The 12,939-nt window shown below is 74.8% G+C and carries 10 protein-coding genes; 4 read left to right on the plus strand and 6 right to left on the minus strand.

Annotated features, from left to right (window positions below; genetic code table 11):
• Nucleotides 1-52: 52 nt before the first annotated feature.
• Complete coding sequence (locus FYW95_RS08180) at nucleotides 53-1,435, minus strand: multidrug effflux MFS transporter (protein WP_159942893.1); 1,383 nt, start codon at nucleotides 1,433-1,435, stop codon at nucleotides 53-55.
• A 963-nt stretch (nucleotides 1,436-2,398) separates the two neighbouring features.
• On the opposite strand from FYW95_RS08180, the gene FYW95_RS08185 reads away from it, so the two are divergent.
• The 3 genes from FYW95_RS08185 (at nucleotide 2,399) to FYW95_RS08195 (ending at nucleotide 4,720) form a co-directional block, all read left to right on the plus strand.
• Entirely contained in the window at nucleotides 2,399-2,902 is a 504-nt protein-coding gene (locus FYW95_RS08185; RefSeq protein WP_236567819.1) for an MFS transporter, read from the plus strand.
• On the plus strand, nucleotides 2,881-3,462 hold the full coding sequence (locus tag FYW95_RS08190) for an MFS transporter (RefSeq protein ID WP_159942892.1): 582 nt from the start codon (nucleotides 2,881-2,883) through the stop codon (nucleotides 3,460-3,462). Before FYW95_RS08185 ends, FYW95_RS08190 begins: the two co-directional genes overlap by 22 nt.
• A gap of 229 nt (nucleotides 3,463-3,691) precedes the next feature.
• Complete coding sequence (locus FYW95_RS08195; RefSeq protein ID WP_236572143.1) at nucleotides 3,692-4,720, plus strand: hypothetical protein; 1,029 nt, start codon at nucleotides 3,692-3,694, stop codon at nucleotides 4,718-4,720.
• Nucleotides 4,721-4,732: 12 nt separating this feature from the next.
• On the opposite strand, the gene FYW95_RS08200 is transcribed toward FYW95_RS08195, so the two are convergent.
• The 3 genes from FYW95_RS08200 to FYW95_RS08210 all read right to left on the minus strand — a co-directional run bounded on the left by FYW95_RS08200 (nucleotide 4,733) and on the right by FYW95_RS08210 (nucleotide 7,315).
• Nucleotides 4,733-5,365: an MBL fold metallo-hydrolase gene (locus FYW95_RS08200; RefSeq protein ID WP_159942890.1), complete on the minus strand. Its 633-nt coding sequence runs from the start codon at nucleotides 5,363-5,365 to the stop codon at nucleotides 4,733-4,735.
• Complete coding sequence (locus FYW95_RS08205; RefSeq protein WP_159942889.1) at nucleotides 5,362-6,447, minus strand: S-(hydroxymethyl)mycothiol dehydrogenase; 1,086 nt, start codon at nucleotides 6,445-6,447, stop codon at nucleotides 5,362-5,364. The genes FYW95_RS08200 and FYW95_RS08205 overlap by 4 nt, the downstream gene beginning before the upstream one ends.
• Nucleotides 6,448-6,553: 106 nt before the next feature.
• On the minus strand, nucleotides 6,554-7,315 hold the full coding sequence (locus FYW95_RS08210; protein WP_159942888.1) for an SDR family oxidoreductase: 762 nt from the start codon (nucleotides 7,313-7,315) through the stop codon (nucleotides 6,554-6,556).
• 105 nt (nucleotides 7,316-7,420) lie between these two features.
• On the opposite strand from FYW95_RS08210, the gene FYW95_RS08215 reads away from it, so the two are divergent.
• Entirely contained in the window at nucleotides 7,421-10,504 is a 3,084-nt protein-coding gene (locus FYW95_RS08215; protein ID WP_159942887.1) for an ATP-binding protein, read from the plus strand.
• A gap of 207 nt (nucleotides 10,505-10,711) precedes the next feature.
• Here FYW95_RS08215 and FYW95_RS08220 read toward each other — a convergent pair whose 3' ends face one another.
• Complete coding sequence (locus FYW95_RS08220) at nucleotides 10,712-11,521, minus strand: peptidoglycan recognition protein family protein (protein WP_159942886.1); 810 nt, start codon at nucleotides 11,519-11,521, stop codon at nucleotides 10,712-10,714.
• Between the two features lie 273 nt (nucleotides 11,522-11,794).
• Entirely contained in the window at nucleotides 11,795-12,826 is a 1,032-nt protein-coding gene (locus tag FYW95_RS08225; protein ID WP_159942885.1) for a phosphatidylinositol-specific phospholipase C domain-containing protein, read from the minus strand.
• Nucleotides 12,827-12,939 lie beyond the last annotated feature (113 nt).

The following is a 12,939-nucleotide window of genomic DNA, read 5'->3' on the forward strand; positions in this document are numbered from 1 at the left end:
CGACGCGCGGGCCGGGGTTCAACGCCCCGCCCGGCGCCCCGTGCGGGGCGCCTCAGGCGGCGACGAGCGTGCGGCGCACCCGGGCGGTGAAGCCCACGAACACCACCGCGGCGGCGACGGCCGTGGCGAGCATGACCCCGGTCATGCTGGACAGGGTGACCGGACCGCTCAGGCCGGCGGTCGCGGCCAGGCCGGAGCCGATGCCGAACTGCAGGGTGCCCAGCAGGGCCGAGCCGCTTCCGGCGATCTTGGGCGGCTGCCCGTCCAGGGCCAGCGCGGTGGCGTTGGGCGAGACCAGGCCGGTGAAGACCATCATCGCGAACAGCGCGGCGGTCACCGTCACCAGGTCCGCTCCGCCGGAGGCGCCCAGCGCCGCCAGCACGGCCACGGACAGGATCGATCCGACCAGCCCCAGGAACAGGCGGCGGTGGATCTCCATGCGGCTGATGAGGAAGGCGTTGACCTGGTTGCCGATGATCATCCCGAGCGTGGTCACCGCGAACACCAGGCTGAACTCCTGGGCGCTGGCCCCGAAGCGGGACTGGGACACGAACGAGAAGGTCGAGATGTAGGTGAAGCTCATGCCGAAGCTCAGGGCGAGCGTGAGCGTGGGACCGATGAAGCGGACGTCGCGCAGCAGGCCGCCGAACACCCGCATCTGCTCACGGGGGCTGACCGGCTCGCGCTGCTCGGCCGGCAGGCTCTCGGGCAGGCCGAACAGGACCAGGGCGAAGGTCACCAGGCCCATCGCGCCGAGCACGGCGAAGAGCAGCTGCCAGGGACCGAGGAAGAGCAGCTGACCGCCCAGCACAGGGCCGAGCATGGGCGCCAGCCCGGACAGCAGTACCAGTCGGGAGAAGAACGTGGCCGCGGCGTCGCCGTCGAACACGTCGCGCACGATCGCGCGGGAGACCACCAGCCCGGCGGCGGCGGACAGCCCCTGCACGAAGCGCAGCAGGCTGAACATCTCCACGCTGGACGCCATCGCGATGCCCACGGTGGAGACCGTGAACACGCCGATGCCGGTGAGCAGCGGCAGGCGGCGCCCCCAGCGGTCGCTGAGCGGGCCGAGAACGAGCTGGCCCAGGGCCAGCCCGGCCATCACCGAGGTCAGGGTGAGCTTGACGCTGGCCTCGCTGGTGCCCAGGTCCGAGGCGATCTGGGGCAGCGCGGGCAGGTACAGGTCCGTGGCGAGCGGGCCGAGCGCGGAGAGTACGCCGAGCACGACCACCAGCAGCATGGCGCGGCGGCGCGTCCGGGACGCGTGCGCGCGGCCGGCGGCCGGGTTCTGCTCGGGAGCGTTCGCCTGCTGCGGTACGTCGCCGTTGCGGACCCGGGGGTTGTGGTCGGTCGCGGCGTTCGGGGCGTCCGGGACGGCCTGAACGCCGGCGATGGTCTGGGCACGACGATCCGGGCGTGCGAAGGCAAGGGTCACCTAGGGCTCCAACACAGGAGAGGTATCAACAAGAGGTGTGCGGGGGCGCCGTGAACCGCCTTCGGGCAGAGGCGCCTGCAGAAAGTCCCGTGCCGGGATCACATGGTCCGGTGTGGGGAACACTTCCGCCAACACGAGGCTAGGACCAGCCCATCCCCGCTTTACCCGTTTGTCCGCGTGATCCGAATTACGGTGCGGGATCGCCCTGCGCACAGGGACTTCGGCGGGCGTGTGACGACGCCCATGCGCGGAGCTCCCCGGCCCGGTCCGGGCGGGCTCGTAAACCGCGCGGCACGGGGCCGGCGCGCGGGTCCTCCCCGGTGACGGGGGCGCGAGGGCCGGGGCCGTCCCGGCGCCCGACCCCTCCCTCCGCGGGTGGTTGCCCCGGGCCGCGGGGGTTTCCCGGAAACGGAGGGTTCCCGGGCGTGTCCTTGCGCAACTGTTTGTCCGTCCCTGCCCCGCGCCCGCGCGTGTATGCGTGACCCTGGAAGACAGGAGCGGTACCGCGTTCCGCCGCGGGGACGGGGACAGGTGTGTCCCGGCCCCGGGAGGACCGGGAGCGGGCCGCTCGGACCGACGGCCCTCGGAAGCCTCAGGACGGGAGGCGTCCGGGGCCGTCTCCCGTGTCGCCGGGGCGACAGCCGTCCGGCGGCCCTCTCGCAGGCGGTCCGGCCCCGTTGACCGCTGGGGCGGGCCCGGCTCGGACGGAGGCGAACCCGGTTGCCCTGGGGCGTGGAAACCCGTGCCGCCGCCCGACCCCGGAGCAGAATTTCGCCACCGGTAGGTTAGTGCCTATGACTGGCACAATGGGCCCGCAGGGCCGGACCGCACTGGGAGTGCTCCTGCTCTCCTCGACCCTGGGGTGATGGCCGGAGCCACCGTCGCCCCCGTCCTGGCCCTCATCCAGAACACCTCGGCATCTCGGGTACGGCCGCCGGGTTCGTCATCACCACCACCCACGGCCTGACCATCGCCGTGGTCAGCCCCGTGGTCGGAAGAGCCATCGACCGCTGGGGCGTGCGTATCCCGCTCGCCGCCGGACTGGTGCTCTACGGCTTCGGCGGAGGCGCAGGGCTGGTGGTCCCCGGGTACGCATGGCTCATCGCCAGCCGCTTCGTTCTGGGACTGGGCGCGGCGGTGGTGTTCACCGGAACCACCGTCGCGGTGCTCACCCTCTACCAGGGACGGACGCGTGACCGGGTGATGGGCTGGCGCACCACGGCCGCCACCGTCGGCGGGGTGCTGTGGCCCCTGCTGGCGGGGGCACTCGGCGGGGTCTCCTGGCACGCCGCCTTCGGGGTCTACCTGATCGGAGTCCCGCTCGGCGCCGCGGTGCTGGTGGCGCTCCCGAAGGCCGCCACTCCCGGGTCCGGCACCGGTCGCGCCCAGGGCAGCCTCCTCCGGCTCCTACGTGCCAGCCCGGTCCTGTTCGTCTGGCGGGCATCGTGCTGGCCAGCGGCGCGATGATGTACGTGCCAGCCGTCTTCCTCCCCACACGGCTGGAGGAGATCGGCATCACCGCACCGCTGCTGGTCGCCGTCTACGGAGTCACCCTCGGAGCCGTCACCGCCAGTGCGGCCGGTCTCGCCTACGCCCGGCTGCGGGCCCGTTTCAGCCACGCCGCGATCCTGCGCTGCGCCGCCTCCTGCTGGCTGGTCGCCTACCTGGTCTACGGCACGGTGAGCCAACCGGTCGTGCTCCTGCTGGCACCTGCCCTCGTCGGAGTCGGCAACTCCCTGGCCATGCCCGCCCTGACCGTGCTGATCGCCGACCGCGCGCCCGAGCACCTGCGCGGGCGCGCCACCTCCCTGCAGGGCACCGCCATGTTCACCGGCCAGTTCGTCTCGCCCCTGTTGGCCGGTCCGCTCATCGCCGCGACCTCCCACACCGTGGGCTTCCTCGCGGCCAGCGGGGTGGCCGCCGCCGTGCTCGCCGCGGTGCTCCTCACCCGGGTCGCCGCAGAACCACCCGCACCCGCCGAGGCGGGCAGGTCCTCTGCCGCGCCGGACCGTGAAGACGAAGGCTGAGCGGACGACGGCCGTCCCGGGGCCCGGCTCCGGGCGGCGGGCCCCGGGCAGGGCGTCAACCGAGCATTCCGCCACCGCACCCCTTTTCTTTCTGGAAAATGGACCACGGAGGGGAAGCGTGTTATTCTGGCCGGGTGGGGATTTTTCTGGAATTGTTTTCCGAGCCTTTTCTGCCTAGGCTGCGGATATGCCAGACCCCCTTTCTCCCGTGGTGCTTTCCGCCTCCGTCATGACCCACCCCCGCCGGGGCGCGTCCGCCCGCCGGGTCCTGGACTCCCTGGGGATTCCCGGCGCCGCGCTGGCCGTGGACCCCGAGCCCGGCGGTCCGCCCAGCACCCTGCGCGCCTCGTGCCTGGCCTTCTCCCGGGCCGAACGCGCTGAATCCACCCACCACCTGGTCGTACAGGACGACGTGCGGGTGTGCGCGGACTTTCCCGCGTCGGTGCGCCGAATGGTGGAAAAACACCCCCGGGCCGCGATCGCCTTCTTCGTGGAATGGGGGTCGCGCACCGCCCACCTGGCCCGCTGGGCGGTCTTCACCGGACACGGCGCGGTACCGGTCGTCAACCCGTACATGCCGACCCTGGCGCTGGTGCTGCCGCGGGACCTGGCCGTCGGCATGGGCCGTTTCATGGCCTCGGCCGGGGGCCGCTCCGACGACCGAGCCGCACTGCGCTTCCTGCGCGCGCGGGGAGTGCCGACCCTGGCCGCGGTGCCCAACCTGGTCGAGCACGAGGACTCACCCAGCCTCAAGGGCAACGGCGACCACGGGATCCGGCGGTCGGTCTGCTTCGCCCCGACCGGGGCGGACTTCGGCGGAACGGTCCTCGACCCGCCCCCACTGCTGCCGTTCCTGCGTTGGAACACCGGTAGCGCCGTAGCCATCGACACCGACCACGACGTCCCCGAGGCGCACCGGCCCGTGCTGGAGGTCCTCAAGGAGTGGGGCGCCCGCCCGGAGTGGCTGCGCCGGGACTGCGCGGCGCACCTGGGCGCCGACTCCGGCCCGCTGTTCGCGCTCTGGCTCACCGCCGTCGCCCTGGGCGCCGTCCAGGAACGGCACTGGCCCGGGACCGTGGCCCCGCTGCGCCCGCGCCTGGACGACCCCCTGGTGTACACCGCGCTGGCCACCCTGGCCCCGGGCGCGCTGCGCCTGTTCCTGGACCCGGACCGGCTGGTCGCGCGCTCCGACCATCTGGTTCCGGTGCTGCTCACCGCCATGGAGCACGGTGCCGCGCTCGCGGGCGGGCGCGCCTGAGCGGGACGGCCGTCAGTACCCCCTGTCGATCCACTCCTGCAGGTGCGGCGCCTCGGCGCCGATCGTGGTCGACTCCCCGTGACCGGGGTGGACCACCGTCTCGTCCGGAAGGCCGAACAGCCGGTACCGGACGGAGTCGATGATGGTCGGGAAGTCGGAGTAGGACCGGCCCGTGGCGCCCGGCCCGCCCCGGAACAGGGTGTCGCCGCTGAACAGCGCGCCCAGCGAGGGCGCGTACAGGCACACCGCGCCCGGTGCGTGCCCCGGGGTGTGCAGCACGGTCAGCCCGGTCCCGGCGATCGGAACGGTCTGCCCCTGGGACAGTTCGGCGTCCGGCGCCCGGCCCGGATGGGTCATGTCCCACAGCACCCGGTCGGCCGGGTGCAGCAGGATCGGCGCGCCGGTGGCCTCGGCCAGCGCCGGGGCGGCGTTGACGTGGTCGTTGTGCCCGTGGGTGCACACCACCGCCACCAGTTCGCGGTCGCCCACCACGCCCAGGATCGCCTTCGGGTCGTGCGCCGCGTCGATCACCAGGGCCTGGTCGCGGTCGCCCACCACCCAGACGTTGTTGTCCACCTCCCACTCCCCGCCGTCCAGGGCGAAGGTGCCCGAGGTGGTCAGGTGCTCCACCTGTACACCGCTCACAGGATCACCACCGATCGCAGTACGTCGCCGCGTTCCATGCTGGCGAAGGCCTCCTCCACGTCGCCCAGGCCGATCTCCTCGCTGACGAACCCGTCCAGGTCCAGGCGTCCCCGCAGGTACAGGTCGATCAGCACGGGGAAGTCGCGGGAGGGCAGGCAGTCGCCGTACCAGGAGGACTTCAGGGCGCCGCCCCGGCCGAACACGTCCAGCAGGGGCAGGTCCAGGCGCATGTCGGGGGTGGGCACGCCCACCAGGACCACGGTCCCGGCCAGGTCGCGGGCGTAGAAGGCCTGCTCGTAGGTCTGCGGGGCCCCGACCGCGTCGATGACCACGTCCGCGCCGAAGCCGCCGGTGAGGTCGCGGATGGTCTCGACCGGGTCGGTGAAGGAGGAGTTGACGGTGTGGGTGGCGCCGAAGCCCAGCGCCCGCTCCAGCTTGCGGTCCTCCAGGTCCACCGCGATGATCCGGTTGGCCCCGGCCAGGCGGGCACCGGCCACCGCGGCGCAGCCCACGCCGCCGCAGCCGATCACGGCCACCGAGTCCCCCGGGCCCACGTTCCCGGTGTTGAGGGCCGCGCCGATCCCGGCCATGACACCGCAGCCGAGCAGTCCGGCCGCGGCGGGCGAGGCCTGCGGGTCGACCTTGGTGCACTGGCCGGCCGCCACCAGGGTCTTCTCGGCGAAGGCGCCGATGCCCAGTGCCGGGGTGAGCGCGGTGCCGTCCTCCAGGGTCATGGGCTGCTCGGCGTTGCGGGTGTCGAAACAGTACTGGGGGCGGCCCCGGCGGCAGGCGCGGCACCGCCCGCACACCGCCCGCCAGTTGAGGACCACGTGGTCCCCGGGTGCCACCTCCGTCACCCCGGGCCCGACCGACTCCACGATCCCGGCGGCCTCGTGGCCGAGCAGGAAGGGGAACTCGTCGTTGATGCCGCCCTCCCGGTAGTGCAGGTCGGTGTGGCACACCCCGCACGCCTGGACTCGCACCACGGCCTCTCCCGGCCCCGGATCGGGGACCACGACCGCGGCCAGTTCGACGGGTGCTCCCTTGGCCCGGGAGATCACCCCTTGTACCCGTTGAGACATCCTCGGCTCCCCACCCGTGACGGAGGCGGTGCCGCGCGGCACCGCCTCCGTCACCATGCCCCGTCGGGCGCGCGCCTATCCCTCACCCGCCCGCGCGGGACCCGGATCAGATGCTCGTGCTCAGGCCGATGCCCATGCCGCCGTCCACGAGCAACTCCGCGCCGGAGGTGAAGGTCGCCTCGAAGCCGAGGAAGAGCACGGCCCGGGCGACCTCGGCCACCGTGCCGTGGCGGCCCATCGGCGTGGCCTCGTTGCCGATCCGCATGAACTCCTCGCGCTGGCCCTGGGTGATCCCCGCGACCCCCATGCTGGGGGTTTCGACGAACCCCGGCGCGACCGTGTTCACCCGGATGCCGCGCGGCAGCAGCTCCGAGGCGAGCACCCGGCTGAAGCCGAGCACCGCCATCTTGGTGCCCGTGTACACGCTCATCCCCGGGGTCCCGGTCACGTTGGTGACGGCGGTGGTGAACACGACCGCTCCGCCGTCGGCCAGCAGCGGCGCCAGCCGCCGCACGGTGAAGAAGGCCCCCTTGGTGTTGACCGCGAACATCCGGTCGTAGGACTCCTCGGTGACCTCCTCGAACGGCGCGATCTCGGAGGTGCCCGCGTTGACGTGCAGCAGGTCGATTCCGCCCAGCTCCGCGCCCACCTCCTCGGCGAGCGCGTCGGTGTCGGCCGGGTCGGTCACGTCGGCGCGCACCGCGCGGACCGCCGTGCCCAGGCGCCCGCGCACCTCCTCCAGGTTCTTCTCGTTGCTCCCGGTCAGCACCACCCGGGCGCCCCCGTCCACCAGTGCCTCGACCACGCCCAGGCCCATGCCGTGCGTGCCGCCGACCACCACGGCCCGCTTTCCCTCGTACGCGCTCATGCCCGTCACCCCGTTCGGTCCCGGTGGGCGGCCCGTCGCCGCCCCGACTCCCTCACGGTGGCGGCTGCCGCCACGGGTGTCCTACGGGAGCGCTACGGTTGCGCCATGCGTTTCGGGGTGCTGGGTCCGCTGGCGGTGTGGACCGGGGGCGGTGCGCCCGTGCGGGTGCGCGACACCAAGGTCCGCGCCCTGCTGGCGTCGCTGCTCCTGGCCCGGGGGCGGGTGGTGCCCGCCGACCGGCTGGTGGAGGACCTGTGGGGGCAGGAGCCGCCCGCGCGTCCGGCCGCCGTCCTGCAGGCGCGGGTGTCCCAGCTGCGCGGTGACCTGGACCGGGCCGAACCCGGAGCCCGGGCCCTGGTCCGCCACCGCGCGCCCGGCTACCTGCTGGCGGCGGAGGACGTGGACGCCGTCCGGTTCGAGGACCTGCTGCGCCGAGCCGGTGCGGCGGCCGACCCGCGCGGACGCGCCGACCTGCTCGCCCGGGCCCTGGACCTGTGGCGCGGCCCCGTGCTGGCCGAGTTCGCCGACACCGAACCGGCGCGGTCCGCGGCGGCCCGCTGGGAGGAGCTGCGGGTGACCGCGGTCGAGGACCGGGCCGAGGCCCGCCTGGCCCTGGGCGAGCACGCCGCGCTCGCCGCCGACCTGGCCGAGGAGGCCGAGCGCCACCCCTACCGCGAGCGCCTGCACGCCGCCCGGATCCGCGCCCTGTACGGTGCGGGCCGCCAGCGGGAGGCGCTGGCCGCCTACGAGCGGCTGCGCTCCCGGCTGGCCGAGGAGATGGGCGTGGACCCCGGCCCCGCGCTGGCGGACCTGCACCGGAGGCTGTTGGCCCAGGACCCCTCCCTGGACCCGGTACCGGTCCCCGCGGCCGCGCCGGTCGGCCACCGGGGCCTGCCCGCGCCGGTCGGCGCTCTGGTCGGGCGCGAGGACCACCTGCGGGCGCTGCGCTCCCTGGCGGGCACGCGCCGTCTGGTCACCCTGACCGGACCGGGCGGGGTGGGCAAGACCCGCCTGGCCCTGGAAGCGGCCCGCGACCTGGCCGCTGACACCGCGCTGCTGGTGGAGCTGGCCGGGCTGGCCCCGGGCGGCGACCCCGGCCCCCTCCTGGCGGCCGCGGTCGGGGCCCGCGACGAGGGTCCCGACCGGGGGCCGCTCGCACGGGTGGCCGACCTGCTGCGCGGCCGGGGAGCCCTGTTGGTCCTGGACAACTGCGAACACGCGGTGGCCCCCGTGGCCGCGGCGGTCGCCGAACTGGTGCGGGAGGTGCCCGACCTGCGCGTGCTGGCCACCAGCCAGGTCCCCCTGGACGTGACCGGCGAGCACCTGTACGCGGTGCCGCCGCTGGACGTGCCCGGACCCGAGGACGCCGATCCCGCGCTGCTGGCCGGGATCGGGGCGGTCCGGCTCTTCACCGAGCGGGCCCGGGCGGCGTCGTCCGCCTTCGTCCTCGACGCCGCCACGGCCGGGCCCGTGGCCACGATCTGCCGACGCCTGGACGGCATCCCCCTCGCCCTGGAGCTGGCCGCCACCCGGCTGCGGCACATGGGGGCGGCCGACCTCGCCGCCCGCCTGGACGACCGCTTCGCCCTGCTCGGGGTCGGCCGCCGCGACGCCCCCGCCCGCCAGCGCACCCTGCGGGCGATGATCGACTGGAGCTGGGAGCCCCTCTCCGCCGCCGAGCGCGCGGTGCTCTGCCGCCTGGCGGTGCACGCGGGCGGCTGCGACCTGGCCACCGCCGAGGCGGTGTGCTCCGATCCCGGGTCGGTCCCCGCCGAGGAGGTCCTGGGCGTGGTCGCCGCGCTCGTGGACCGCTCCCTGGTCGTGGCCGCGGACCACCCCGACGGAACCCGGTACCACCTGCTGGAGTCGGTCGCCGCCTACGCCGTCGAACGCCTGGAGGAGAGCGGCCGGGCCCGTGCCGCCCGGGCCCGGCACGCCGCCCACTTCGCCGACCTGGCCGAGCGGGCCGACGCGCGGCTGCGCGGCCCCGGGCAGGGCCGCTGGCTGCGGCGCCTGGACGCCGAGGCGGCCAACCTGCGCGCGGCTCTGGACGCCGCGGTGCACGAGGGGGACGCCCGCCTGGCGCTGCGCCTGGCCCTGGCCACGACCTGGTACCGCTACCTGCGCGGGCACGCGGGCCAGGCGCGCGACGCGCTGGGGCGGGCGCTGTCGGTGCCGGGCGGCCCCGCCGGGGACGCGGCCCGGGCGCGGGTGTGGCGGGCCGCCCTGGCCGCGCCCGGGTCCGACGGTGGGGAGGCCGGCCCCGACGCGGACCTGGAGCGGGTGACCGACCCGGCGGTACGCGCCCGGCTGGCCTGGTTCGCCGAGTTCGCCCGGTGCGGCCTGGGTGACCCGCTCCGGGCGGTCGAGCGGGTCGAGCGCGCCCGCGAGGCCGCGCTGCGGGCCGGGGACGCCTGGGGGGCCGCGCTGGCCCTGGTCAGCCTGGCGCAGGCGGCGTTCACCCGGGGCGACCTGGCCGGGGCGCGCGAGCGGGCGCACGAGGCCGAACGGGCGCTGCGTGACATCGGCGACCGCTGGGCGCTCCTGCACGCCTCCGACATCCTGGCCCAGGTAGCGGAGGCGCGCGGCGACCTGGCGGAGACGGCCCGGCGCCACGAGGAGGGCCTGCGCATCGCCGAGGAGCTGAGGCTGTGGCGCACGGTCTCCCTGAAGCTGTCCGGTCTGGGGCGGGTGGCGCTGCTGCGCGGCGACCTGGACCGCGCCGACGCCCTGCACGAGCGGGCCCTGCGGGTGGCCGAGGAGCAGGCGGACGCGGTGGGGGAGCAGTTCGCCGACGCCGGGATCGCCCTGGCCGCCCGCCGCCGGGGCGACCTGGAGCGGGCCGAGCGGACGCTGTGCCGCCGCCTGGAGTGGAACCGGTGCGCGGACGGGCGGATCGGCACCGCTTTCATCCTCAGCCAGCTGGGGTTCGTCGCCGAGCAGCGCGGCCAGGCCGACCGGGCCCTGGAGCTGCACGGGCGGGCGCGGCGCGAGGCCGAGCGCGGCGGGGACCCCCGCGCGGTGGCCCTGGCCCTGGAGGGGATGGCCGGGGCCCACGCGCTGGCGGGGGAGCGCGACCGGGCGCGGGAGCTGCTGGAGCGGGCCGGAGGGCTGCGGGAGGAGGCGGGTGCGCCGCTGGTGGGGGCCGAACGCTGGGACCTGGAGCGGATCACCGCGAGACTGGGCTGAGCGGGGCGCGGCACCCGCCGGGGCGGGCACCGCGCCGGGAGGCCGTCCCCTCCGGTTCCCGGCTCGGGGGCCCCGAAGGGGTGCGCCGACTCGACGCGGTGTGCGCGACCACGCGGGGAGGGTTCCCCTTCCCGGCCGGGCCGACGGTGCGCGCCGGGCCTACGGGGACGGGGCCCGGCCCCCCGGGCGGTGTCCGCGACGGGTTCGCTAACGAGTCACGTCGTCCGGGCCCCGGGCGGGACCGTGGTAGAACTCCTCCTCCTTCTCGTCCTCGGGCACGGGCGGGTAGGTGGGGGCGAACTCGTCCGGTACGGGTTCGTCGGCCAGCGCCACGCGTTGGGCCAGCATCACCTCGGCCACCGCGGCGCGCAGGTCGGGCAGCATCTTGTACAGCGTCTCCCCGGGGCAGGCGGTGGCGTTGAAGTCCCGGTGGCCCTTGATCGCGGTGTCCGGGTTGAGCCCGTAGGCCTGGCACAGCCAGGCCAGGGTCGCCACCAGGGAGTCGACCAGGGCCTTGGGCGGTCGCTCGCTGGTGTACAGGCCCTCGTTCTCGATGCCGATACAGGTGCTGTTGTTGTTGGCGACGTGGGCGCCCAGGACGTGCTGGCCCGCCCGGATGGCTGCCAGGGAGCGGTCGCGCCCCTCCATGATGTGGCCGCCGCGGCTGATGGTCAGCTGCTGTCCGGTGTCGGACCAGCCGTTGTGGTCCATGTGGTAGTTCTGGATCCCCCGTGACAGGGAGAGGGCGTGGCTGAGCGAGTAGTCCGTGCTGTTGGCCGTCGCGGTGTGGTGGACGACGATGTGGCGCGGTGCGGAGCTCAGGACCTGGATGCGGTTCGCCGGCGGGCGCGCCCTCCAGTCGGCCCGCGTGTAGAGCTTCGGCTCGGCCGCCTGGGCCAGGGCGCCCGTGGGACCGAGCGTGCTGAGGGCCCCGCCGAGGATGAGGGCGCCCGAGGCCGTGGCCGTCGCGCGCAGAACGGTACGTCTGTCCGGACCCGACCGGTGGGTGTTGGTCATGGGACGTCCTTTGCGGCTCGCGTGTGACTCGCCGGTCCGCACGGGGACGCGGACCGCTCGCGGTGCGCGCGGGGCGCTGTGCGAGGCGGTCCGTGCCCGCTGCCGACGGGAAAGCCCGTCCCGGGCCCGCGAGGCGGGCCCGGTTGGTGGTTTATGGGCAGTCAGGAAACGATAGGAGCCGAAAGTCCGGATCGCGGGGTATTTGTCGGTCGTTCTTGTGGTGCCTTTCCACGGTCCTGGGGCATTTTTTCCCGTCTGCCCCCCGTGGGCGGCTCAGCCCAGGTCGGATCCGTGCGGAACGACCAGGGACAGCACCTCGGGAAGCCCAGCCCAGTCGCTGGTGACGGTGGTGGCGCCCGCTCCGGCGAGTTCGCGGACCCGGGCGGCGGCCGCCTCCGGGGAGGGCCGGCGGGAGTCGATGGCAGGGGAGACCGCGTGCGCGTCGGTCATCACCAGCAGGTAGTTGTTGCGGCCGTACCAGGAGGTGTCGATCCCCCCGGCGTAGGACGGGGCGCTGCCGTCGAAGACGACGAACCAGGGGCGCAGGTCCGCGGCGTAGCGCTCACGCGGGTCGCCGCCCCGGGCGCCGAGCACGGCCGGGAACGCGGCCGCCCGGTCCAGCTCGCCCCGGGCGGCCAGGTCGCGCAGGTGGGTGGCCTGTTCCCGGTCGGTCCACAGCGTGTCGAAGGGGTTGCCCTGCTCGAAGGTGCCCGGGATCAGGTAGACGATCACCTTTCCGGCCAGGGCGTCGCGGGAGGGCCAGCCGTCGGCGCGCACCGCCTCGTCCAGGGTGGCGTGCCCGCCGCCGAGCAGGTCCGCGGGCCGGAACAGGGCGTCGCCGAGGATGTCGGCGGTGAGCGCGTCGAAGTCGGCGGGACCCAGGCCCGAGACGGCGTGGTAGCCCTTCTTCAGCTCGACCTTGAGCAGCAGCGGCCGGTGGCCGGGGTTGGCCTCGTGCCACACGCGCACGTCGCGCAGGCAGGCGGCGAGGTTGCCGTTGCCGCCCCGGCGCAGCCCGTCGGGGCTGGTGGCTCCGGCGCAGTTGTTGCTCTGCCCGACGAGTTCGTGGTTGACCCGCCAGGAGCGGGTCCACTCGTCGGCCCACACGTCCAGCTCCAGGAGCCCGGCACCGGAGTCCAGGGCGTCGGCGAGGTAGGGGAACGTGCTCTTCTGGTAGGCGTTGTGCACGCCCACGGAGGTGGTCTGGGAGAGGGTCCCCTCGGCGGCGGAGGCGCTGGCGGGGACGGCGGCCAGGGCGAGGGCGAGCGCGGCGCAGGCGGCCGCGGCGGCGCGGGCGGGGAGCATGGGGGAGCCTTTCGCACGGGGGTTACTGACTGGTTGCAAACCAACCACAGGTCACCTTTCGTGCGCAAAGGGTGATATGACACGACATGGCGTACGGCCCAACGGGAGGGGAA

Origin of the sequence: Nocardiopsis sp. FR4, from assembly GCF_009830945.1 — a bacterium.
Taxonomy (GTDB): Bacteria; Actinomycetota; Actinomycetes; order Streptosporangiales; family Streptosporangiaceae; genus Nocardiopsis.

Excerpts from the sequence above, each read along its gene's own strand:
- FYW95_RS08195 (WP_236572143.1), top strand. The coding sequence starts at position 3,692 with ATGACCCACCCCCGCCGGGGCGCGTCCGCCCGCCGGGTCCTGGACTCC.
- FYW95_RS08205 (WP_159942889.1), bottom strand. The coding sequence starts at position 6,447 with ATGTCTCAACGGGTACAAGGGGTGATCTCCCGGGCCAAGGGAGCACCC.
- FYW95_RS08210 (WP_159942888.1), bottom strand. The coding sequence starts at position 7,315 with ATGAGCGCGTACGAGGGAAAGCGGGCCGTGGTGGTCGGCGGCACGCAC.
- FYW95_RS08225 (WP_159942885.1), bottom strand. The coding sequence starts at position 12,826 with ATGCTCCCCGCCCGCGCCGCCGCGGCCGCCTGCGCCGCGCTCGCCCTC.
- FYW95_RS08220 (WP_159942886.1), bottom strand. The coding sequence starts at position 11,521 with ATGACCAACACCCACCGGTCGGGTCCGGACAGACGTACCGTTCTGCGC.
- FYW95_RS08215 (WP_159942887.1), top strand. The coding sequence starts at position 7,421 with ATGCGTTTCGGGGTGCTGGGTCCGCTGGCGGTGTGGACCGGGGGCGGT.